25 protein-coding genes are annotated in these 22,278 nt (G+C 64.7%); 12 read left to right on the top strand and 13 right to left on the bottom strand.

Annotation, left to right across the window (positions count from 1 at the left end; all coding sequences use genetic code 11):
• Nucleotides 1-7 precede the first annotated feature (7 nt).
• Complete coding sequence (locus HU763_RS11090; protein ID WP_186684836.1) at nt 8-1,375, top strand: erythromycin esterase family protein; 1,368 nt, start codon at nt 8-10, stop codon at nt 1,373-1,375.
• Nucleotides 1,376-1,392: 17 nt separating this feature from the next.
• On the opposite strand, the gene HU763_RS11085 is transcribed toward HU763_RS11090, so the two are convergent.
• The 5 genes from HU763_RS11085 to HU763_RS11065 are packed head-to-tail and all read right to left on the bottom strand — an operon-like array spanning nt 1,393 to nt 5,749.
• Nucleotides 1,393-2,046 carry a dienelactone hydrolase family protein gene (locus HU763_RS11085; RefSeq protein ID WP_186684834.1) on the bottom strand — a complete coding sequence of 218 codons (654 nt, stop codon included), beginning with the start codon at nt 2,044-2,046 and terminating at the stop codon, nt 1,393-1,395.
• 4 nt (nt 2,047-2,050) lie between these two features.
• Nucleotides 2,051-2,743: a phosphoribosyltransferase gene (locus tag HU763_RS11080; RefSeq protein WP_186684832.1), complete on the bottom strand. Its 693-nt coding sequence runs from the start codon at nt 2,741-2,743 to the stop codon at nt 2,051-2,053.
• Nucleotides 2,744-2,800: 57 nt separating this feature from the next.
• Complete coding sequence (locus HU763_RS11075; RefSeq protein WP_186674486.1) at nt 2,801-3,409, bottom strand: hypothetical protein; 609 nt, start codon at nt 3,407-3,409, stop codon at nt 2,801-2,803.
• Between the two features lie 55 nt (nt 3,410-3,464).
• Nucleotides 3,465-4,832: an MBL fold metallo-hydrolase RNA specificity domain-containing protein gene (locus tag HU763_RS11070; protein ID WP_186684830.1), complete on the bottom strand. Its 1,368-nt coding sequence runs from the start codon at nt 4,830-4,832 to the stop codon at nt 3,465-3,467.
• Entirely contained in the window at nt 4,823-5,749 is a 927-nt protein-coding gene (locus HU763_RS11065) for a universal stress protein (RefSeq protein ID WP_170029612.1), read from the bottom strand. Before HU763_RS11065 ends, HU763_RS11070 begins: the two co-directional genes overlap by 10 nt.
• Before the next feature lie 184 nt (nt 5,750-5,933).
• On the opposite strand from HU763_RS11065, the gene HU763_RS11060 reads away from it, so the two are divergent.
• A complete protein-coding gene (locus tag HU763_RS11060; RefSeq protein WP_170029611.1) occupies nt 5,934-6,482 on the top strand; it encodes a GNAT family N-acetyltransferase in 549 nt (182 codons plus the stop codon).
• A gap of 26 nt (nt 6,483-6,508) precedes the next feature.
• Here HU763_RS11060 and HU763_RS11055 read toward each other — a convergent pair whose 3' ends face one another.
• Complete coding sequence (locus HU763_RS11055) at nt 6,509-7,435, bottom strand: universal stress protein (protein WP_170029610.1); 927 nt, start codon at nt 7,433-7,435, stop codon at nt 6,509-6,511.
• A 260-nt stretch (nt 7,436-7,695) separates the two neighbouring features.
• Here HU763_RS11055 and HU763_RS11050 point away from each other — a divergent pair, with 260 nt between their 5' ends.
• Genes HU763_RS11050 through HU763_RS11040 form a run of 3 tightly spaced genes read left to right on the top strand, consistent with a single transcriptional unit; the run spans nt 7,696 to nt 9,988 of the window.
• Complete coding sequence (locus tag HU763_RS11050) at nt 7,696-7,944, top strand: hypothetical protein (RefSeq protein ID WP_186685079.1); 249 nt, start codon at nt 7,696-7,698, stop codon at nt 7,942-7,944.
• A 2-nt stretch (nt 7,945-7,946) separates the two neighbouring features.
• Entirely contained in the window at nt 7,947-8,768 is an 822-nt protein-coding gene (locus HU763_RS11045; protein WP_186684828.1) for a helix-turn-helix domain-containing protein, read from the top strand.
• Entirely contained in the window at nt 8,753-9,988 is a 1,236-nt protein-coding gene (locus HU763_RS11040; RefSeq protein ID WP_186684826.1) for an MgtC/SapB family protein, read from the top strand. The genes HU763_RS11045 and HU763_RS11040 overlap by 16 nt, the downstream gene beginning before the upstream one ends.
• Nucleotides 9,989-10,165: 177 nt before the next feature.
• Here the strand turns inward: HU763_RS11040 and HU763_RS11035 are convergent, their stop codons facing one another.
• The gene (locus tag HU763_RS11035) at nt 10,166-11,053 is read right to left on the bottom strand and encodes a MerR family transcriptional regulator (RefSeq protein ID WP_186684825.1); all 888 of its coding nucleotides are present in this window, start codon (nt 11,051-11,053) and stop codon (nt 10,166-10,168) included.
• Between the two features lie 147 nt (nt 11,054-11,200).
• Between HU763_RS11035 and HU763_RS11030 the strand changes: the two genes are divergently transcribed.
• The 7 genes from HU763_RS11030 (at nt 11,201) to HU763_RS11000 (ending at nt 16,695) form a co-directional block, all read left to right on the top strand.
• Nucleotides 11,201-11,647, top strand: a complete 447-nt coding sequence (locus HU763_RS11030; RefSeq protein ID WP_186684824.1) for a PAS domain S-box protein — start codon at nt 11,201-11,203, stop codon at nt 11,645-11,647.
• A 104-nt stretch (nt 11,648-11,751) separates the two neighbouring features.
• Nucleotides 11,752-12,174: a nuclear transport factor 2 family protein gene (locus tag HU763_RS11025; protein WP_186684823.1), complete on the top strand. Its 423-nt coding sequence runs from the start codon at nt 11,752-11,754 to the stop codon at nt 12,172-12,174.
• The gene (locus HU763_RS11020) at nt 12,171-12,923 is read left to right on the top strand and encodes an SDR family NAD(P)-dependent oxidoreductase (RefSeq protein WP_186684822.1); all 753 of its coding nucleotides are present in this window, start codon (nt 12,171-12,173) and stop codon (nt 12,921-12,923) included. Before HU763_RS11025 ends, HU763_RS11020 begins: the two co-directional genes overlap by 4 nt.
• A gap of 5 nt (nt 12,924-12,928) precedes the next feature.
• On the top strand, nt 12,929-14,176 hold the full coding sequence (locus tag HU763_RS11015; protein ID WP_186684821.1) for an NAD(P)/FAD-dependent oxidoreductase: 1,248 nt from the start codon (nt 12,929-12,931) through the stop codon (nt 14,174-14,176).
• Nucleotides 14,173-14,982 (top strand): DUF1365 domain-containing protein, encoded by an 810-nt coding sequence (locus HU763_RS11010; RefSeq protein WP_186684819.1) that lies wholly within the window; start codon nt 14,173-14,175, stop codon nt 14,980-14,982. The genes HU763_RS11015 and HU763_RS11010 overlap by 4 nt, the downstream gene beginning before the upstream one ends.
• Entirely contained in the window at nt 14,957-16,204 is a 1,248-nt protein-coding gene (locus tag HU763_RS11005) for an SAM-dependent methyltransferase (RefSeq protein ID WP_186684817.1), read from the top strand. Before HU763_RS11010 ends, HU763_RS11005 begins: the two co-directional genes overlap by 26 nt.
• A gap of 2 nt (nt 16,205-16,206) precedes the next feature.
• Nucleotides 16,207-16,695, top strand: a complete 489-nt coding sequence (locus HU763_RS11000; protein ID WP_186684815.1) for a DUF2878 domain-containing protein — start codon at nt 16,207-16,209, stop codon at nt 16,693-16,695.
• On the opposite strand, the gene HU763_RS10995 is transcribed toward HU763_RS11000, so the two are convergent.
• The 6 genes from HU763_RS10995 to HU763_RS10970 form a co-directional block, all read right to left on the bottom strand.
• Nucleotides 16,669-16,815, bottom strand: a complete 147-nt coding sequence (locus HU763_RS10995) for a DUF2256 domain-containing protein (RefSeq protein WP_186684813.1) — start codon at nt 16,813-16,815, stop codon at nt 16,669-16,671. The two genes, HU763_RS11000 and HU763_RS10995, sit on opposite strands and share 27 nt — an antisense overlap.
• Nucleotides 16,812-18,353 (bottom strand): cryptochrome/photolyase family protein, encoded by a 1,542-nt coding sequence (locus HU763_RS10990; RefSeq protein ID WP_186684811.1) that lies wholly within the window; start codon nt 18,351-18,353, stop codon nt 16,812-16,814. Before HU763_RS10990 ends, HU763_RS10995 begins: the two co-directional genes overlap by 4 nt.
• Nucleotides 18,347-18,652, bottom strand: coding sequence for a DUF6482 family protein (locus tag HU763_RS10985; protein WP_170029598.1), 306 nt, complete (start codon nt 18,650-18,652; stop codon nt 18,347-18,349). Before HU763_RS10985 ends, HU763_RS10990 begins: the two co-directional genes overlap by 7 nt.
• Nucleotides 18,649-19,185, bottom strand: coding sequence for a DUF3833 domain-containing protein (locus HU763_RS10980; protein ID WP_170029597.1), 537 nt, complete (start codon nt 19,183-19,185; stop codon nt 18,649-18,651). Before HU763_RS10980 ends, HU763_RS10985 begins: the two co-directional genes overlap by 4 nt.
• 14 nt (nt 19,186-19,199) lie before the next feature.
• The gene (locus tag HU763_RS10975) at nt 19,200-19,715 is read right to left on the bottom strand and encodes a chalcone isomerase family protein (RefSeq protein WP_186684809.1); all 516 of its coding nucleotides are present in this window, start codon (nt 19,713-19,715) and stop codon (nt 19,200-19,202) included.
• A 109-nt stretch (nt 19,716-19,824) separates the two neighbouring features.
• Nucleotides 19,825-22,263 (bottom strand): TonB-dependent receptor, encoded by a 2,439-nt coding sequence (locus tag HU763_RS10970; protein WP_186684807.1) that lies wholly within the window; start codon nt 22,261-22,263, stop codon nt 19,825-19,827.
• Between the last annotated feature and the right edge of the window lie 15 nt (nt 22,264-22,278).

Here is a 22,278-nt window from a genome sequence, read left to right as displayed (position 1 = left end):
CATGCCCATGAACGGCCCCTCGAAAAAATTGATGGAAAGGCTCTATGGCCAGCAGTATCAGGTCGAAATCGCCGATATCGCGCCACTGCTGCATCAATATGCCGAACCCCTGCCGGACCTGGACACACCGGCCTTCGCGGCACTGTTCGACCGCTACGCTGACGCCCGGGTGGTCCTGCTTGGTGAGGCGAGCCACGGCAGCAGCGAGTTCTATCGCGCCCGTGCAGCGATTACCCGACGGCTGATCGAGCAGCATGGTTTCAACATCGTGGCCGTCGAGGCCGACTGGCCGGATGCCGGGCATGTCGACCAGTATGTCCGGGGCCTGGCGCATTCAGCATGGAAACGCCATATATTCAGCCGCTTTCCGACCTGGATGTGGCGCAACGGCGAAGTCAAGGCCTTTGCCCAATGGCTGCATGGGCATAACCGCTTGCTCGCCAATGACCTTCGCGTGGAGTTCCGCGGGCTGGACGTCTACAGCCTGCGTAATTCCATCCATGAGGTGCTGGCCTATCTGGACCGGGTCGACTCAAAGCTGGCCCATGAGGCCCGTCGGCGCTACGGTTGCCTGACGCCCTGGCAGGACGACCCGGCGCAATATGGCCACTTTGTCGAGCGGGGCGGCGTCATGCCTTGCGAGCAACCGGTAGTCCAGCAGCTGAATGTCATGCTCGCCGAACAACTCTCCGGGCTGATACGCAATGACGAAGCATTTTTCAATGCCACGCAGAATGCCCGGGTGATCGTCGCTGCGGAGCAATACTACCGCGCCATCTATCGGGGGTCGGCCGCCTCCTGGAACCTGCGCGACCGGCACATGTTCGATACCCTGCGTGCGCTGCTGGAACGCCGTGGGCCGCACGCCAAGGCGGTGGTGTGGGCGCACAATTCGCATATCGGCAACGCTGGCGCTACAGAGATGGGCTGGAAAGGCCAGTTCAACATCGGCCAGCTGTGCCGCAACGCCTTTGGGCAAGATGCCGTGCTGGTCGGCATGGCCACCGGCCGAGGCCAGGTGGCCGCCGCCGACGATTGGGATGGCGACATGCATATCAAGAATATCCGGCCCCCCCGTGCAGACAGCTGGGAGCACCAGTTCCACCTGGCCGGCATACCGGCCTCCCTCACCGACTGGCGCGACCCGCAGCGCAAGGAACTGCGTCGGATGTTGTCGACACCGTTGCTCGAGCGTGCCATCGGTGTCATCTATCGCCCGGAAAGCGAACGGCTCAGCCATTACTTCGACGCCGTGCTGGCCGAGCAATTCGATGCCCTGCTGTGGTTCGAGCAAACACACCCGGTCAGTGCGCTGCCGTTACCGACACGCCAGCACCTGGAGCCGGAGGACGAGACCTATCCGTTCGGTGTGTGAAAGCCTGTGGTGAGGCTTCAGGCGGCTTGCAAGTGCGTGACAAACCAGTCGCCGGCAAGGGCGGCAGCCTTGCCCAGGGTGCCAGGCTCTTCGAACAGATGCGAAGCGCCCGGTACCACCTCAAGGCGATGCGCGCAATGCAAGCTGCGCCCAACCAGGCGGTTCAACTCCAGCACCTGCGCATCGTTACTACCTGCAATGTGCAAAGTCGGCGCCTTCACCCGCGCCAGCACCGGCCCGGCCAGGTCCGTCCTGCCACCCCGGCTGACCACTGCCGCCACCACGTCCGGGCGCTCTGCAGCCGCACACAGCGCTGCCGCGGCACCCGTGCTTGCACCGAACAAACCAACGCGCAAGGTGTGCAGTTGCGGGTCGCGCCCAACCCAGTCGACGACATCGATCAAGCGCTTGGCCAACAGCGGGATGTCAAAGCGCAATTCACCGGTCTGGTTGTCCAGCTGCTGCTCGTCCTGCGTCAACAGGTCAAACAGCAACGATCCCAGGCCACGTGCCGCGAGCCTGTCGGCGACGTACTGATTGCGTGCACTCAGACGACCGCTACCGCTGCCATGAGCGAAGATCACCAGTGCATGGGCAGCGGTCGGCAAACGCAGGTCGGCAAGCAATTCGACACCTGGCAGCTTCATTGTCTGCGATCGTACTTCAGTCATGTCCTCACTCCTGGGCAGGCCCTTGGACAGCAGCCTGCCTGTCAGCTTGGCGCATCAGCGCGGTGACTTCGGCGTCCGAAACCTGCGGGAAGTCCTGGTACCAGTAACCAACCGAAACCATCCGCTCGGGTACCAATGGGCATACCAGTTCATCCACTTCGCCGTACATCGCCTGCAACGTTTCCGGCGGCGCGACCGGCACCGCCACCACGATCCGCGCAGGTGACTGCGCGCGCACGGCCAGGATGGCCGCCCTCATGGTCGCGCCAGTCGCCAGGCCATCATCGATCAGGATCACCACCTGATCCTTGAGTTGCAGCGGTGGGCGGCTGCCCCGGTAAGCGTGCTCCCGCCGCGCCAGTTCCCGGGTTTCCTCGGCGACCACAGCGTCGAACAGCGCCGGGTCGACGGGGTAAGCCCGCAACACGTCATCGTTGAGGAATGTCACACCGCCCGTGGCAATTGCGCCCATGGCAAGCTCGGGATGAAACGGCATGCCGAGCTTGCGCACCACCAGCAGGTCGAGACGGACCTTGAGCGCACTCGCCACTTCATAAGCCACGGGAACACCCCCACGCGGCAGTGCCAGCACGATCACGTCAGACCTGCCGTCATATCCGGCCAGCGGTTCGACCAGACAACGCCCGGCCTCGCTGCGGTCTGGGAACAGCGTTTGCAGAGCAAGGTCATGTGACATGGAAACCTCCCGCGCCGCCATGGGCGCCCATCGTTTCGGTTTGTGGCTGATGCCGAGTCATGGCGTGGTCGCCTGAGCCTCTTCGGGCAGCAGGTCGAACTGCGCCAGGCAGCGTTGCTCGTCATCGGCAGTCAGCGCCTGCAAGCCGGCCACTTCCTGCAGGGGGGTTCCGAGCAAGGCCAGGCGCAGCACCCCGTTGCGCTGCAAGAACGCCTGCGCCAGGCACGTGCACACCGGTTTGCCGACCAGCGCGGCAAGCTTCTCATCCTCGGGTATGTCCACCTGAGCCTGCAGATTGGCTGCGCAGCTGTCGACGATGCGCGCCGCCGCGTTCCCCGCCAACCACAAGGTCCCCCCGCCCAGCAAAACCAGGAGCAACAGCATCGCCAACAGGATGTTCGACTCCCGGGTTACCGAGCGAAGGAAGGCCAGCCTGGCCTGCCAGCCCGTTGCCTGGCCAGCGAATATGGCCTTGCCCACCGTGCGCTTCACGCCCCGCTGCACCGCCCAGCCCAGCGCCACGCTCAACGCCAGCAAGGCCAGCAATACCGCGGGGTCGCGCATCGGCAGGCGCCAGCTCGGGCTGACTGCACGATAGGCGGACGCCGCCACCAGTAGAGCGACGATGGCCACGATCCAACCCAGGCTGCCTCTGGGCCGGTGCATCCAGGCCCGCAGTTTCGCCCTCGCTTGCGTATTCATGCATACCTCCCACACCGGGCTAGCGCACCGGGTCGATGGCAACGGTTTCCTGGTAATCGGGCACACACACCTGCCAACCCAGCTCAAGGCAGATCCGCCGTCGCAATGTGTCGGCGGCATGCGGTTCGCCATGAATGACGTAGGTCTGCCGCGGCGGCCGAGTGAAGCCACGCAACCATTCGATGATCTCGTCGGCATCGGCGTGTGCGGAGAGGGTGTCCATGGCATATACCTGCGCCCGGATGGGCACATCCTCGCCCTGCAGGCGCACGCTGTGGGCACCGGCAACGATATCGGCACCGCGCGTGCCGCCAGCCTGGAAGCCCGAGAACAGGATGCTGTTGCGCGGGTTGGGCGCCAGCGCCTTGAGATGGTGCAATACCCGCCCACCGGTTGCCATGCCACTGGCGGCGATGATCACGGCAGGCTCGCGCAACTGGTCCAGATGCCTGGATTCATCCACCGTACGGACGATATGCGTGCCCCTGCACATCGCGGCGCACTCGGCCAGGGTCAACCGATGCTCGCTGCGGAACTGCTGATACAGCACAGTGGCGTCGGTGGCCATGGGGCTGTTCAGGTACACCGGAATATCCGGGATCAGCCGGTCGCGCTTGAGCTTGTACAGGTAGTACATGAGCAACTGGGCACGGCCAACGGCAAACGACGGCACCAGGGTGATGCCATGGCGCAGGAGCGTCTGGTTGATGACCTTGGCCAGATACGCCTCGGTCGACTCGGCGGGATGCTTGCGATCACCATAGGTGGATTCCACCAGCAGCACGTCCGCCGTCCTGACCAGCTCCGGCTCGCGCATGATCGGGTCCTGCGGGCGCCCCAGGTCGCCGGAGAACAGCAAGGTCTGCCCGTCGGCATGGATCTGCACGGTGGCCGCGCCGAGGATATGCCCGGCAGTGCGCAACAGCAGCTCCATGCCCTCGGCAATCACCATTGGGTGGTGCAGTTCGACCGGGCGAAACAGTGCCAGGGCGCGTTTCGCATCCTCCTCGGTGTACAGCGGGCGTGCCGGGGTATGCTTGGAGTAGCCGTGGCGATTGGCGTGTTCGGCCTGCTCTTCCTGCAAGCGGGCGCTGTCGAGCAGGAGGATTTCCGCCAGGGCACAGGTCGCCGGGGTGGCATAGATCGGCCCGCTGTAGCCTTCGCGCGCCAGTACTGGCAGGTAGCCGCTGTGGTCGAGGTGGGCATGGGTCAGCACCACCGCATCGAGCGCCCGCAAGGCCGGAGGCAGCGGCTCCCAGTTGCGCAGGCGCAGCTGCTTGTAGCCCTGGAACAGCCCGCAGTCGACCAGTATCCGGGTACTGTCACGGGTCAACAGGAACTTGCTGCCGGTCACGGTGCCGGTGCCACCCAGAAAAGTCAGTTGCATGGCGAGGGCTCCCAGGTTTCGGCCACCTCAGGATGAACCGCAAGCACGCTGCACGGCGGACGGCCGACGATGCGTTCGGTGGTGTCACCCAGCAGTTTGTCCAGCCCCTTGGGCTGCACCACCCCCATCACCAGCGCATCGATATCGAGGGCGGCCACCTGTTCACGGATGACCTGCACCGGGCCACCTTCGATGAAGTGCCGGCGGTCCGCTGCGACCCCTTCGGCATCGGCCAGCTCCGCGAACGGTTGCTGCAGCGCCTCGCGCATTTCGTCGATCCAGGCCTGGGTGACATTCATGTCCGAAGCGAATACCCCGGCCAGGTTATACGCCGACAGCAGGTGCAATTGCGCGTCGCACTGCAAGGCCAGGGCCTGGGCTGCACGGATCAGCCCCCGGTTGAAAAGTTCCTGGATGGCCGGCGTCTCGCTGAACGCGGTGTCCACGGCTACCAGGATACGTTGCGGCAACGACACCGCCGCCGCCGGCACGAACTGGGTGACGCCCTTGCAACCGCGCATCAACGCACAGTCCAGCGGGGTGCTGAACAAACGGACCAGGGTCGCTGCAGCCTCGCTGTCCTTGATGACCATGTCGGGCTGCAGTTCGTTGATGTAATCGATGGCCTGGCTGCGAATGTCGTCGGCCTGCAGGCTATCGACGGTCAGCGCGACGCCACTGTTGCGGTGCCGCTCGACCAGGGCCGTCAGACGCTCGCGATAGGCTTCGTACTGGCGCTTGATGTCAGCCTCGTTCAGCCGCTCTTCGCGCAGCAAATGTTCCTCGCTCGGCTCGAACAAGCCCAGCACGTGCACGCTGGCGCCGCTGACATGCGCCAGGGCCAGGCCCCTGCGCAACGCCGCGGAATGCGGATCGACCTCGGTGAGCAGCACCAGCAGTTGTCGATATTGACCCATGGCGAACCTCCGGGCTTGCGCGGCTGGGGGGTGATGCAGGAAATCTTCCGGCCACCGGCCTGATGCCGCTTGATGCAGATCAGAAAACCACCACCCGGCCGGAACTTGACGATTGTCAGAACCGCACCGGCGCCTGGCGTTACAACAGCAACACCAGGCAAACATCAGCCAACCGGGAGGCGACATGAACGGGCAGCCAACTGAACAGCCCCAGGCGTGCGAGCACTGGGTCGAAAAGCTCGCGGACGGTACGCCAGTGCTGATCCGCCCACTGCGCGAGGAAGACCACGAAAGGGACAAGCGCTTTCTCAGCACCATCGCCTATGAAACCCGTCGGTTCCGCTTCATCGCCGGGTTGAGCGGCGGCCTGCCGAGCCTGGACCCGCTGCGGATGCCGGTTGATTACCACCAGCGCATGGCCTACATCGCACTGGCGCATGTCGAGGGCAAACTGGTCCAGGTCGGTGTCAGCCGCTATGCCGGCATACCTGGCAGCCAACAGTGCGAATGTGCGGTCGCGGTCGATGAAGCCTGGCAGCGCAAAGGCCTCGGCAGGCGCCTGATGACACACCTGATCGACGCGGCGCGCAGCAATGGTTACCAGTGCATGGTGTCCAGGGACCTGGCGAACAACTATGCCATGCACCGGCTGACCAAGGCGCTGGGCTTCAGCTCACGCTACCTGGGTGGCGACGTCAGCGAGATCCTCCACGAGCTTGACCTGCGCAGTTGAAAACAAGGCCCTTGCGGGCCTTGGTGCTACCCCTGGGAACGCTCCGGCGATATCACCAGCACGCTGCTGGACAGCCGGTGCAGAACCCGCTCGGCGGTACTGCCGATGAACCAGCCGATACCATGGTGGTGGTAACTGCCCATGACCAGCACATCGATGTCATTGTTGTCCATGAACACGGCCAGGGCCTTGGCCGGGTCACCTATGCGCATATGCCGGTGTTCGGCGGCGATCCCGTTGCGTTCGGCAAGCGCCTGGAACGCATCGCTCTGTACTTCGTGCAGGGTCTGGGCAAGGTTCGATTCGAACAGGAAGGAATGCTCGCGGCTACCGCCGGCGTCCACGTACATGGCGCCCAGATCGTAGACATACAACAATTCGACCTGCGCATTGCACTGCAAGGCCAGCTTCAACGCTTCGCCGATGATCTGGTCATTGAAGCCTTCAAACTGGTCTTCCGGCCTGGACAGGTCAACCGCTGCAAGGATCTTGCGCGGCAGCGCATTGCTGGCCTTGTGCACCAGGTGCAGCGGGATGCGGGTTTCGCGCAGCAGCTGGATATCCAGCGAAGTGAACATGGCGCGCATCCACCAGGGCTCATGTTCGAATGCCTTGATCAACATGGCAAAGGGTTGTTCGCGCAAATGCACGAGTATTTCCTTCAACGGGTGCTGTACCCACACCACTTCCGTGGTAACCGTGACCCCGTTGCGACGCATCGGTAGCGCCTGTGTCTCCAGCCACTCACGGTGTTGCTGGACATAGCCCTCGCGCATCACAGCCAGTGCCTGGTCGTTGACCAGGCCTGCCGTGGCCAGCCCTTCCAGGTAGTCGAAAGCGACGATGTGCAGCGCCATCCCCTTGGCCTTGGCCAGCGCTGCGGCACGGTCATAGACCGGGGTCCGGCGCATCAGCGGGGAGGCAATCAGCAGCAGTCTTTGCGGGGTTTCCATGGCACACCTCTGCGGTTGCGGTACATACCTGGAGCATCTGCCAGGCACAGCCGGCAGACTTGATGTTTATCAACCAGAACCCACTGCAGACCAGCGGTACGGTCGATCGCTCGATAATTTGACGGCGATCAATACTTGGCGGCTTCATCGGCGCACGCTAACTCCATACCGACCTGGGCCAAGCGCCCCGCTGTCGGCAGGGATGCCTTCGTTTTGCATTGGTCAGCAGTCGTCTTGCTCATGCGTACTCAGGAGGCTCCATGAACGTTTACGTCGAGAACAGCACCGAACAGAACCGCTGGTGGGTCCGCCTGGACGACTGCCGGATCAGTTTCAGGACAGCAGCCGAAGCCGAACAGTTCGTCGAGCGGCTCACCTCGCGCCTCAATGCGCCCCACTCTCTCGACATGCTCGCCGGCTGGTCGCCCCGCGCCGCACTGGCAGAGGCGCACAGTGCCCCTCGCAATACAGCGCAACACACCGATAGTCGACGCGCGCAGAGGGCCTGAGCATGTCCGGCCAACTGAAAGTCACGCTGCTCGACCCACCTGTTGCGCGGCATGCGGCAAACCCTATCCACCTGAAACCGCTGGTGTCCCTGTGCAAGGACTGCCGTGTCAGCGGCCTGTGCCTGCCCACCGGCCTGCCCGTTCTCGACCACAGCTGCCTGGGCGCATTGATAGGCCCACGCATGCGCGTTCGCAAAGGCGCAGCGTTGTTCAATGCCAACGACCCACTGACCATGCTCTATGCGGTGCGCTGCGGCAGTTTCAAGACCAGCCTGAACAGCGTCGAAGGCCAGGGCGTGGTGATCAACTTCTGGATGCCGGGTGACGTGCTCGGCCTCGATGCGATTGCCACCGAGCACCATGTCTGTGACGCCATTGCCCTGGAAGACAGCGAAGTCTGCCCGGTGCCCTATCGCCGCCTGCAAACCCTGGCGCGAGAGTTTCCGGTGCTGCAGCAAAGCCTGAACCGCTTGATGAGCCGGGAGATCGTGCGTGAGCACCAGCGCGTGCTGATGCTGTGCAACCTCACCGCCGAACAGCGGCTGGCGAGCTTCCTGGTCGGGCTGTCGCAGCGCTTTGTCAGCCGTGGCTACTCGGCCCATGGCTTCATGTTGCGCATGTCCCGCGAGGACATGGCCTCGTACCTTGGCCTGCGCCTGGAAACCGTCTGCCGTTCGGTTGCCCGCCTGCGCGCGCTGGGCATCGTCAACCTGCATGGACGGCTGGTGGAAATTCTCGACCCGGCGGCGCTGATGGCCCTGGAGCAAGGCGGCGCTGATGCCGCGCACAAGGACGCCACGAAGGCGCCATGCTCGACACCCTGACTGTCAGCCACGGCGCCGTAGCGCTGGGCATCGGCATGCTGGTCGGGCTAGAACGCGAACGCAAGAAAGGCCGCAACGAAGACCACGCTGCCGCCGGGCTGCGAACCTTCGCCATCACCGCCCTGCTGGGCTATGTCAGCATGCTGCTGGCCGGGGCGATGCTGGTCGGGGTGGCGAGCCTGGGCCTGGTGCTGATGCTGTGCATGCACTACCGCAAACATGCCGACAAGGACCCGGAGGTCACCAGCGAGATCGCCCTGCTGCTGGTGCTGACCCTGGGCGCGCTCAGCCTCGAGCAGCCTGAACTGGCCACCGCAGCCGGCGTGGTGCTGACCGTGCTGCTGGCCCTGCAGCGGGAACTTCATCATTTTGTGCTGCAGCAACTGAGCGAACAGGAACTGCGCGACGGCCTGATGTTGCTGACGGTGGCGCTGGTGGTGCTGCCGTTGACACCCGACCGGTTCCTGGGGCCATACCACGTGCTCAACCCGCGCACCATCTGCACGCTGGTGGTGCTGCTGATGACGGTCGGTGCCGTGGGCCATGTCGCCATGCGCCTGATGGGGCCTCGCTACGGCTTGCCCTTGAGCGCAATCGCTTCGGGCTTTGCCTCGGGCTCGGCGACCATTGCCCTGCTGGCACACGAAGCCCGGCGCCAGGAAGTTGCCGTGCGCGCCCTGGCGGCGGCGGCCGTGCTGTCCAACCTCGCCAGCATTACCCAGTTCGCCCTGGTGCTGTTCATCATCGACCCTCAGCTGGTGCGCCCGTTCGCCACCTCCATCGGGCTCGGTGCATTGGTTACCGTGGTGTATGGCGTACTGCTGCTGGCCCCCTGGCGTGCCGCGCCAGGCGGGGCCGCGGCGCATCAGGGCGACGGTGCCTTCAGCCTCTGGACCGCGCTGATCATTACCGTCGCCCTGACCGGCGTTGTCCTGTTCTCGGCGTTTCTGCTGGATCATCTCGGCCAAGGCGGCGTCAGCATCGCGGCGTTCGTCAGTGGCTTGGGGGATGCCCATGCGGCCATTGCGTCGGTGGCCTCGCTGGTGGTGGCCGGGCGGCTGGAGATGGCCGATCTGGTGGTGCCGGGCATGATGGCCCTGACCGGGAACACCTTGACTAAATGCGTTTTGGCGCTCAGCAATGGCGGCTTGCGCTTTGCCCGTTATCTGCTTCCGGCCCAGGCGATCATACTTGGCGCGATGTGGCTAGGTTCTGTGTGAAAAGTCTTGAGACGAAGGTCAGGCAAGGCGAAAACAGCCGAGGAAGCGGAGTTTACGAGTTGTAAATGAGCATTCCGAGGCTGTTTTCAACGCAGCATCACCGAGTATCAAGGCTTTTCACACAGAGACTAGGGCTGTTCATGCGCTGACAGCCGCAGCTTGCCGACCCACTGCCGGTCACACATCCAGCCCGCCTCTGAGCAAGGCGCTGAGCACCGATGCCACATCCCCGCCCTGGGTATCGAGCAGGCACACGGGCGCGCCGTCGAGTAGCGCCTGCGACAACACCAGCCCCTCGCCGGCCAGGGCCAGCGGGCAGGCGATCTCCATCTGCAGCCAGCGCAGGCGCTTGGCCAGTGCGGCATTCAGCGGCCCTTGCATCGCCACCACGAGCGCCGCCGGTTGCACCGCCGCACACACCAGTGCCACCTCCTCCAGTGGCAGAGGCCCACCCAGGACCTCGATGCGTTGCTGCTCGCCACTGAGCAGCAGTGCAGTACCCAGCAGTGCCAGCTCCGCCTGTTCGTCGCCTGCCACCAGCAGCACCCGTGGGGCAGCGGCCTGATTCAGCTGCAGGCGCAGCAGCAGCCGGGCGCGCAGGAAAAAATCGACAAACAACCATTGGCTGCGGGCCCCTGGCGCGTTGCTGCTGCGCAGTTGCTGCCACACCGGCAGCAACACCTGGCTGAGCACGGCCGTTTTCGGCAACAGGGTGAACAGCTGCCCGTGCAGCGCTTCCAGCGCCTGTACATCGTAAGCCGCAGCGGCCCGCGCCAGCGCCGCGCGCCAATCGGCGAACTGCTCGTCGCCCTGCCGGCACTCGACAGGCTGCCGTTCGAGCAACGCGCCCACCTTGCTGATCGGCAGGCCATTGGCGGTCCAGCGCAGGATATCGCGGATCCGTTGTACATCGCCGGGCGTGTACAGGCGATGGCCGCCTTCGGTGCGATGCGGCTGGATCAGCCCATGGCGGCGCTCCCAGGCACGTAGGGTAACCGGGTTGATGCCTGTCAGGCTGACCACGTCACGCATGGGCAGCAAATCGGTGGAGGTCGTTTCAGTCATACCGGGGTTCGTCCGCAAGGTGCGCCCATTCTAGCCTCATCCTCCCCTTCTGCGGCGAGCCAGTATGGGCCATCATGTGGAAAACGCGCCGCCTGCCCCGACGGGCCAGGCGACGCATAGGCAAAACATACTCCCGGGTGGGCTTGAATGATCAACGCAAAGCTCCTGCAACTGATGGTCGACAACTCCAACGACGGTATCGTCGTCGCCGAACAGGAAGGCAACGACAGCATTCTTATCTACGTCAACCCTGCGTTCGAACGGCTGACCGGCTATCGCAGCGACGACATCCTGTACCAGGATTGTCGCTTCCTGCAGGGCGCTGACCACGATCAGCTGGCCCTGGAACGCATTCGCCAAGCGATCCGTGAGGGCCGCCCGTGCTGCCAGGTGCTACGCAACTATCGCAAGGACGGCAGCCTGTTCTGGAACGAGCTGTCCATCACGCCGGTGCACAACGACGCCGATGAGCTGACCTACTACATCGGCATCCAGCGCGATGTGACGGCGCAGGTGCACGCCGAACAGCGGGTGCGTGAGCTGGAGGCGGAAGTCGCGGCGTTGCGCCAGCAGCTCGCCGTACAGAAATCATGAACAAATAATTGTACAAGACCGTTGCGCTTGTACAATTTTAGCCATAGGCTTCAGTCATACCTATACAAATCAGGTGATTTGTATAGCTTTAACTGGAGCTGCACATGTCCGTCTACCTTCAGCGGTTCGCCGAGCGTTTCGCCTGCCTTCAGCGCGACAACCTGCACCTCCTCGGCGAGTTATATGACGATTCGGTCACCTTCCGCGATCCCCTGCACCATATCGAGGGGCTCGATGCGTTACGCGCCTATTTCGGCCAGTTGTATGCCAATGCGGGCGATATCAGCTACAGCTTCGCCGGCTACGACGAGGTGCGGCCAGGCCAGGGCTACCTGCGCTGGCGCTTGCGCTTCTGCCACCCGCGGCTGAAAGGCGGCGAGCCCGTCAGCCTGCAAGGTTGCAGCTTCCTGCAATGGCGCGAACGGGTGTTCAGCCACCAGGACTACTTCGACGCCGGCGCGCTGCTGTATGAACACGTTCCGCTCCTCGGCGGCGCGGTTCGCTGGCTGAAAGGGCGGCTGGCATGAGCCGGTGCTGGCTGACCGGCGCAAGTAGCGGTATCGGCGCCGCGCTTGCCGAGCAACTGCTCGAACAAGGCCACCAAGTCGCCGTGGGCGGGCGCCATGCCGAACGCCTGGCGCCGTTGGTGCAACGCTTTCCCGGCCAGGTACTGCTGGCTGTCGGCGATCTTGACGACTCGCACCAGGTGGAGCAGATCGCCGCCCGGATCAACCAGGCCTGGGGCGGCCTCGACATCGCGATTTTCAATGCCGGCACCTGCGAATACCTGGAGCCCGGGCATTTCGACCCGGCCCTGATCGAGCGGGTGCTGCGCACCAACCTGCTGGCGACCAGCCAATGCCTGGCGGCCGCCCTACCCTTGCTGCGCGCCGGCAGCCACCCCCATCTGGTGGTGATGGGCAGCTCGGTGACCTGGCTGGCCCTGCCCCGAGCCGGCGCCTACGGTGCGTCCAAGGCGGCCTTGCGCTACCTGGTGGAATCACTGCGCATCGACCTGTTCAGCGAAGGCATCGACGTCACCCTGGTCAGCCCAGGGTTCGTCGACACACCGCTGACCCGACGCAACGATTTCCCGATGCCGCAAATGTGGACAGCCGCCCGCGCGGCACGCTTCATCGTCAGCCGCCTGCCCCGGCGGCCGCTGGAGATCAGTTTCCCGCGCGGCTTCATCCTGGTGCTGAGGTTGCTCGGCAGTTTGCCGGCGCGCCTGCGCCTGGCCATCGGCCTGCGCCTGGCCCGCAGGCAGGAAGGGTGAAGCCTATGCGTATCGCGATCATTGGCAGCGGCATTTCCGGCCTGACCTGCGCCTATCTGCTGTCGCGCCGGCATCAGGTCACGGTGTTCGAGGCCGACAGCTGGATCGGCGGGCATACCCACACGGTAGATGTCAGCTGTGGCGGCAGAACCTACGCCATCGACACTGGTTTCATCGTCTTCAACGACTGGACCTACCCGCACTTCATCCGCCTGCTCGACCGCCTCGGGGTCGCCTCGCAGCCGACCGAAATGAGCTTTTCAGTGCACGACCCGGCGAGCGGCCTGGCCTACAACGGGCACAGCCTGAACACCTTGTTCGCGCAACGGCGCAACCTGCTGTCGGTGGGCTTCTGGGGCATGCTCAGGGATATCCTGCGCTTCAACCGCGAAGCCTTGGCCGACCTCGACGGCCAGCGCCAGCTGGCCCACGCCACCCTCGGTGAGTACCTGCATGTCGGGGGCTACGGCGAGCGCTTCATCGAGCACTACATCATCCCCATGGGCGCGGCGATCTGGTCGATGTCGCGCAGTGACATGCTTGCCTTTCCGCTGGCGTTTTTCGTGCGCTTCTGCCGCAACCACGGTTTGCTGTCGGTCAACCAGCGCCCGCAGTGGCGGGTCATCCAGGGGGGCTCGCGCAGTTACCTGGAACCGCTATGCAAACCCTTCGCCGACCAGTTACGCCTGGCGTGCAAGGTCTACCGGGTGGTACGCGACGACGGCGGGGTGACCCTGCACAGTGCCGCCGGCACCGAGCGCTTCGACAGTGTCGTGTTCGCCTGCCACAGCGACCAGGCGCTGGCCTTGCTGGAAGCGCCGAGCATCCTCGAGCGCAAGGTGCTCGCGGCTATCCGCTATGCCAGCAACGACGTGGTGCTGCATACCGATACTCGCCTGTTGCCACCCATCAAGGCAGCCTGGGCCAGTTGGAACTATCGCCTGGGCGGGCCCCCTCAGGCGCCGGCGGCGCTGACCTACAACATGAACATCCTGCAAGGCCTGCAGGCGCCGCAAACCTTCTGCGTCAGCCTCAACCAGACCGCGCTGATAGACCCAATGCAGATCCTTGCCCGCTTCCAGTATGCCCACCCGCAATACAGCCTGGCGGCGACCGCGGCACAGGCACGCCACGCCGAACTGCAGGGCCACAGGCACAGCTACTACTGTGGCGCCTACTGGGGCAACGGCTTCCATGAAGACGGCGTGGCAAGCGCCTTGAAAGTCGCCGAACGGTTCGGAGAAACACTGTGAACAGCAGGCTTTGCCAAGGCTGGGTCAGCCATCGCCGGCTGCTGCCACGCGCGCATGCATTTCGCTACCGCATCGGCATGTTCGACCTCGACCTCGACGACAGCGCCAGGCTGCCGGCCCTATCGCCCTGGCTCGGGCGCTGGCGCCTGGCGCCGCTGTGCTGGCGCGAGACCGATTACCTGCCAGGCCTGACCCGCCAGGGGCTGAGCCTGGCCGATGCCGCCCGCCACCTGGTCGGGCGGGCCACCGGGCAGGCGCCCACCGGGCCGGTTCGCCTATTGACCCAGCTGCGCTGCTGGGGGTTGTCGTTCAACCCGGTGAGCTTCTACTTCTGCCACGACGCCGAGGCACACCTGGTGGCCATCCTGCTGGAAGTGCGCAACACGCCCTGGCGTGAACGCTTCCATTACGTGCTGCCGGTGCAGGCTGGCCTCGACCGGCCCTACCGCATGGCCAAGGCCTTCCATGTGTCACCGTTCATGCCGCTGGCCATGGACTACCGCCTGCGCTTTCACCTGGACGCCGAGCATGTGCGCCTGCACATGGAAAACTGGCACGCCGGGCACAAGGTGTTCGAGGCCGACCTGGCGCTACGCCGCCAGCCGCTCGATAGCCGGTCGTTGCTCCGCCACATCCTGGCATTCCCGTGGATGAGCCTGCGGACCTTGTCGGCCATCTACTGGCAGGCATTGCGCCTGCTGTTCAAACGTACCCCTGTCCATGACCACGCTGCCAGCCAGGGCAACCTGGCCGTCGGCCAACCTTGTGAGGATCCTGAGCATGCACAATCCCAGCGTGAGCGTTAGCAAGTCCGCCGGCCTGGTCCCGTGGCTGGGCAGCCTGGTACTCGCTCAGCTCGGCAAGCTGCGCCACGGCTACCTGCGAGTGAGCCACGCTGGCCAGCAATGGTGTTTCGGCAGCGCCGACAGCGCCTTGCAGGCTGAGCTGGAAATCGTCGACGACAGAGCCTGGCGCCTGATTGCCTGCAACGGCTCGATCGGTGCCGGCGAGGCATACATCCACGGCTACTGGCGCAGCCCTGACCTGGCCGCCGTGACGCGCCTGTTCGTGGCCAACCTCGAGGTTCTCGACGCCATGGAAAGCGGGCTTGCCCGCTTGGGGCGGCCTGCGCTGCGGCTGCTGCATTGGCTCAACCGCAACAGCCGACGCGGGGCCAGGCGCAATATCCTGGCGCATTACGACCTGGGCAACGCCCTGTTCGAACAGCTGCTCGACCCGACCATGATGTACTCGGCAGCGATGTTCGAGCATGACGGGCAAAGCCTCGAGCAGGCCCAGTTGAACAAGCTGGAGCACATCTGCCAGAAACTCCGCCTGCACCCCGGCGATCACTTGATCGAGATCGGTTGTGGCTGGGGCAGCCTGGCCATTCACGCCGCCACCCGGCATGGCTGCCGAGTGACCACCACGACGCTGTCGGAAGCCCAATATGCGTATACCCGCCAGCGCGTGGAGGCGCTGGGCCTGGCGCAGCGCGTGACCGTGCTACGCGAGGACTACCGCGACCTGCGCGGCACGTTCGACAAACTGGTATCGATCGAAATGATCGAGGCCGTCGGCCACCGCTACCTGCCCGACTACTTCAACCAATGTGCCCGGCTGCTCAAGCCGGACGGCCTGATGCTGCTGCAGGCCATCACCATCCGCGATCAACGCTACCACCAGGCGCGCCGCTCGGTGGACTTCATCCAGCGCTATATCTTCCCCGGCGGTGCCTTGCCCTCGTTGACCGTGCTGCTGCACAACGCCACCCGGCACACGCCGCTGAACCTGGTGCACCTGCAGGATTTCGGCCTGGACTACGCGCGCACATTGCGCCATTGGCACGACAACCTGCGCCAGGCGCGCAACGCGCTGAACGCGTTGGGCTATGACGACGCGTTCCAGCGTCTCTGGGAGTTCTACCTGTGTTATTGCCAGGGCGGTTTCGAGGAGCGTGCGATCGGCGTGGCGCAACTGTTGCTGGCCGCGCCCAAAGCCTTGCGCGCCCCGCTGCCCGAGCATTGAGCATGACCGGGCGCGGGCTGCTGGCCAACGCCGTGTGGTTGCAGGCAGGCTGGTGGCTGTGTGTGTATGGGGCCCATCAGCCCTGGTTGCTTGGCCTGGTGCCCGTCGGCCTGGCCTGGCATTTCGGCTGCTGCCGGGACCGCCAGGGCGAGTTGCAGGCGGTACTGCGCTGCGCCCTCGCCGGCTGTGTACTCGACAGCCTGCTGGGCATGCTCGGGGTGTTTCGCTTCGACAGTTGGCCGCTGCCACTGTGGCTGGCCCTGCTCTGGAGCGTGCTGTGCTGCGGCCTGCGCCACAGCCTGGCTTGGCTGGCCCGGCACACCTGGCTTGCCGCCCTGTTCGGCGCGGCAGGTGGCCCGCTTGCCTATGTGGCCGGGGCCAGGCTGGCCCAGGTCGAGCTGCCGCTGGGCACGCTGACGACCGCGACGCTGCTGGCGGCAGTCTGGGCGCTGGCCCTGCCCTTGCTATTGCGCCTTGCCACGTGGCGCTGAACGCCGGCAGCGCTCGGAGCAGTAGACCACCGTCTGCCAGCAACGCGCCCAGCGCTTGCGCCAGTTGAATGGCCGCTTGCACACCACGCACACCTTGCTCGGCAAATGCTGCTTCTTCACAGGGACGCCCCTGCATCCAGCTGCGCCAGTAACTGCTCGCCACGAGCCCACACCGCTTCCCGTCGCGCCGCCGGCATGCCGTCCAGGCTGCGGTACACCAGGTGCAGCCGCGGGTTGCCGGCCAACTGCTGGCGATGGCGGATCAGGAAATGCCAGTACAGCGCGTTGAACGGGCACGCCTGCTCTTCCGTCACCTGCTTGACGTTGTAGGCGCAAGCCTTGCAGTGATCGGACATGCGTTGGATATAGCGGCCACTGGCGCAGTACGGTTTGGAGCCGAGAAAACCCCCGTCGGCGTGCATGACCATGCCCAGTGTATTGGGCAGTTCCACCCAGTCGAACGCATCCAGGTACACCGCCAGGTACCATTCGCAGATGGCTGCGGGCAGTACCCCGGCGAGCAAGGCGAAGTTACCGGTCACCATAAGCCGCTGGATATGGTGGGCGTATCCCAGGCGCAGGGTCTGGCCGATGGCTTGCGCCATGCAGCGCATGCGCGTGCGTCCGGTCCAGTAGAACTCGGGCAGCGCGCGCTGGTTGCCCAGGTGGTTGAGCGCGGCATATTCAGGCATGCGCAGCCAGTAGATACCGTGGACGTACTCGCGCCAGCCGATCAGCTGGCGGATGAACCCTTCGGCGGCATTGAGTGGCACCCGGCCGTCGCGCCAGGCCTGCTCCACGTCCTGGCACAGGCGGCGCACGTCCAGCAGGCCGATGTTCAGGGCGGCGCTGATACGCGCATGAAACAGGTACGGTTCGTCTTCGGCCATGGCGTCCTGATAGTCACCGAACGCTGCCAGGCTAAAGTCCAGGAAGTGCTGCCACAGCTGTTCGGCCTGGGCGTGGCTAACGGGGTAGGAAAAGCCTTCGAGCGCACCGTAGTGGTCAGTGAAGCGCCGGCTTACAAGGCTGATCACCGCCGCCGTGATGTCATCCACGGCAAACTGCAGCGCAAACGGCCCGCGCAGCCCAGGTGGCAGGGCCTTGCGGTTGTCGCGGTCGAAGTTCCAGGCACCGCCGGCAGGGCCGCCATCGGCTGCCAGCAACAGCCCGCAGCGTTTGCGCATGCCGCGGTAGAAATGCTCCATGCGCAGCTGCCTGTGCCCCTGCGCCCAGCGCGCGAAAGCCCCCCGCGAGCACAGGAAGCGCGTGTCCGGGTGCCACACCAGCGGCAGCTCGGCCTCACGCAAGGCCTGTTCCAGCCGCCACTCGCCACATTCGGTCAGGTGGATCTCGGCGCAGCCCAGCGCCTGCTGCCAGCGGCGCAGTTCGCCGACGATAGAGCCGCTATTGCCGGGTGTCTCCAGCTCGACATACTGCACCCGCCAGCCCCGCTCGCGCAGGGCCTGGGCAAAGTGGCGCATGGCACTGAAGATCAGCACGATCTTCTGCGGGTGGTGCGGCACGTAGGTAGCCTCGTCTTGCACCTCGGCCATCAGTAGCGTATCGCGGGCCGGGTCCAGCGCTGCCAGGCTGGCCAGGTCGAACGAGAGCTGGTCACCCAGCACCAGGCCCAGGCGTGACGGTCGCGCTACCATTGCGTACTCAGCGACACAGGCACCCGCAGCGGCGCGATGGGGCCGTCGCGCTGGCCGCACATTTCATCATGCACCACTTGCTGCACCAGCATGCAGGGCACCGCCGGCCAACCGGCGAGCAACTGGCGTACCTCGGTTGTCGAGCGCAGGCGCGTGGCCTGCCCGTGCTCATCGCTCAAGGTCACCGGGCCGGCGCCGGTCAGGGCCCGCAGCACATAGAAACCGCCCTCCAAGGACAGCAGCTCGAGTTCGTTGACGGCGCCGGCGGCAGCCAGCTCGGTAAGGCGTTGCAGGTTCATGGTGTGACCTCCGGCATGCGGCGAAAGAACAAGGTAACCTGGCCAACCTCCACGCCCAGCTTGCTCATGCTGGAGCGGTTGATCAGCGTGTCTTCATCCATCAGGTACATCCAGTCGTCCAGCTCCACTTCCCAGTGCCTGCCGTCTACCGGCAGGTCCAGGCGGTAGCGCCAGCGCAACGCGTTGCCCGCCACCTGCCCGCGAGCCTCACCGATCACGTCGCCCGCCGTGCCCCGCCACTGGCCGCGGCCGTCCGGCACCAAGGTCCAGGTGCGCTGTTGTCGGGTGCCATCGCTGTAGGTGAAATGCTCGTCGAGGATCAGCCGCTCACCGTCGCGTCGGCTGTCGATGCGCACATGAAAGCGCTTGACCACTTCGCCGGAACGCTTCTGGAACATGCCCCAGGCTTGTACCGGCCGCGAGAAGAAGGCCGCCAGGTCGAGGGTTGGCGTTTCCCGGGCGTAGTGATCCACGTCGACATTGCCGCAGCTGGCCAGCAGCAGGCAGGCGGTCATCAGCAGCACCTTGTACATGTTCACCCCCATGGTCAACGGCCCAGCAGGCGGGCGCGCAATTGCTGGTCCCTGGCACCCTCGCCCAGCCAGATGGCGAAAAATGCCTTGGCGAAGGCGGTGTCGCCGATTTCGCGGCGCAACCTGTCATCCACGTAGAAGCGACAGCCCAGGCCTGGCAGGTACACGCCAGTGATACGCTGGCCTGGGCGAACATCGACAAACGCCGCCTCCAGCCAGCCACGCCAGGCATCCAGTTGTTGCGTGGCGGCGCCAAGCCTGCGCATTTCCTTGAGGCTGGCCTGCACCAAGGTGTCGCGGGACAGTTCGACGTGGTAGCGCAGTTCCAGCGCAAACGGTTGCTGGCCACCCTGTACAGGCCCGCTGGACCAAAGCCGGGCGCTGTACAGGCGCATTCCGAACCAGGTGAAATCACCGCTGCCGGACAGCTGCGCAGCAGGGACTACCGAGCGCCAGTCGGCGGCGGCCGGCCCGGCGAGCAGGAACAACAGGGCTAGCCAGGCCCAACGCGCTGCGGTTGACGTTGCCATCGCTTCGACTCAAATACTATACAAAATAAAATTATTGTACAGATATAGCCGAATTTCTATACAAGGCGACTACCATCGGTCTCCACCCGCCTGGGCCCGGCGATGCGGATTACCAATTGTGCGTATAGCTGGCGGTCACCACCGCGCCTGGGGCTGGCAAGTGGCTGGTATTGTTGTTGTTGCGCAACAACTGGCTGTAGAGCGGGTAGTAGTCCCGGTTGAACAGGTTCTGGATGCCGACGCTGACCTTGTCGTCAGCAGAGACCTGGTACTGGCTGATCAGGTCGACGGTCGTATAGCTGCTCACCTCGTGTCGGCCAAAGCTGTCCAGGCCATCGAGCCTGTAGTCCTTGCCATCGAAGAACGTGGCTTGCAGGCGGTTGCTCCAGTCCAGGGTCGGCTTGTACTGCACATAGGCAGTCAGCTTCAGCGGCGGCACCCGGTAGCCGGTCATGTCCTGCCAGCCTTTGCCGTCCGGCTTCTCGCGCCCGCGCATCCAGCTCGCACTGCCGCCTGCCCCCCACACCGCATCGTCCGACAGCCAGTCGGCGCTGGCTTCGACACCGTAGATGCGCTCTTTGGTGCGGGTGAGAATCAGGCCATTGTTGAAGCTCTGCACGTCGCCCAGCTTGGAGGTGGTGTAGAACAGCGCCAACGTGCCGAGCGTGTTGCCACCCAGCTCACCGCGCCAGCCGAGCTCATAGTTGTTGGTCTTGACCGGCTCCAGGTTCGAGGCGCCAAGGTCGAAGCCGCGCCGTGCATTGCGCAGCTGGATGCCCACGTCAGGCAGCTGGAAGCCCTGGCTGAAAGAAGCGTAGAGCTCCTGGCCGAGCACCGGTGAATAGACGATGCCGAGGTTCGACAGCAGCGCATCGTAATGGATCTTTCCGCCCTCCACCGCCACGGGCGAAGCCGCCCTGGATTCGGACAACGGTACGAAATCATCGAACTCGGCGGTGGAGTACTCGTAGCGCAAGCCGCCGTCCACCGACCAATGCTCGTCGAAGCGATGCTGCAGCTGGGCGAACGCACCGGCGCTGCGGGTCTTGAGCGGTGGCATGTAGGTCAGCTTGCCGATCTTGTCGAAGACCAGGCCGCCGCTGGCATCGTAAGCCGCCGGGTCGAACACATCGATCGGCATGTCGCTGCGTTCCTGGTTGTAGTCGCCGCCCCATACCAGCTCGGTGCTACCGCTGTCGCCGAGCGGTGTGCGCAAGGTCAGGCGGCTGCCGAACACTTCACTGTTCTGCATGATCTGGTCGACATTGCCGCCACGGGTGGCCACGGCGCGGGCATCAAACGGCGTGAAGCGGGTGAAGTAGTCGCGGTAGTACAGCTGGGCAGACAGCTTGCTGCCGAGGATGTCGAGGTGCTCGTACTCCAGGTTCAGCAAGGTGTTGCGAATATGGTTCTGCTCGTCCAGGTCCAGGCCCTTGATCGCGTTGGCCGGCAGCGAACCGGCCGGGTACCTGGCGACGCTGGGGTCGGTGGCATAGTCGCTATCCTGGCGTGCCTCGTAGTGGCTGGCCGCGAGCTGGATACGCTGGTCCTCGTCGAGGTGCAGCCCCAGCTTGCCGCCAACGTTGTAGATATTCGAGTCGAACAGGTCGCCCTGGCTGGGCTCCGGGGCGATGCGGGCGCCGTGTGCGTCGTATGAAGCACCGATATGGCGGGTACCGAAATCGAAGGCATAGTCCACCGCGCCCTGCGAGCCTGCAAGGTACTGCTGGAACTGCCCACCCAGGCCATCGCTGCCCAGGCGGGTCAACGGCGAGGTAGCGCTGAGGCTGGTTTCAGCCCGCTTTTCATCACCGGCAGGCCGGGTGGTGATGGAGATGATGCCTCCCGTGGCGCCGCTGCCATAGATGGCGCTGCTGCCACGGATGACTTCGACCCGTTCGATCAGTGCCGGGTCGATGTTGGCCAGGTTGCGCGACGAGTCGCGGTTGGTGTTGAGCGGCACGCCGTCGACCATGACCAACAGGCTGCGCCCGCGCAAGGTCTGCCCGTACTCGGTGACGGTGCGGCTGGAGTCGGACATGCCCGGCACCGCCTTGGCCAGTACCGTGGCCAGGCTCTCCGAGCCCTGGCGCAGCTCCTGCAGTTGCTCGTGCTCGATAACGGTAGACTGCCGCGTCGCCGAGACCAGGCTGCTGCTGGTACGCGAAGCGGTGATTTCCATCTGCGCCATTTCCACGGGCGCAGTCTGGGCTGTCGGCATGGCAGTGAGTGAACCCTGTGGGACGACGACAAAGGTGCGTTCATCCCTGGCCTCGACTTGCAGGCCGCTGTCCTTGAGCAGTGTCTGAAGTGCTTCCTCGATGGTGAAGCGGCCCTTCACCGCAGGAGTCTGGCGACCTGCAGCGAGATCACTGGCGAACAGGATCTGTACCGAAGACTGCTGCGCCAAGGCGTTGATGGCCTCACCCAGCGGGGCAGCAGGCAGGTCCACGTTCACCCGTTCACGGCCTTCGGCCGACATTGCGATGAGCAAGCTACTGGCCAGTAGTGACAGGCGGAGTTGACGATTGCGGAGCGGAAAATGCACTTCTCGAGATCCTTT

It is taken from the genome of Pseudomonas anuradhapurensis, assembly GCF_014269225.2.
Classification (GTDB): domain Bacteria; phylum Pseudomonadota; class Gammaproteobacteria; order Pseudomonadales; family Pseudomonadaceae; genus Aquipseudomonas; species Aquipseudomonas anuradhapurensis.
This window is presented reverse-complemented; position numbering and strand designations above follow the sequence as displayed.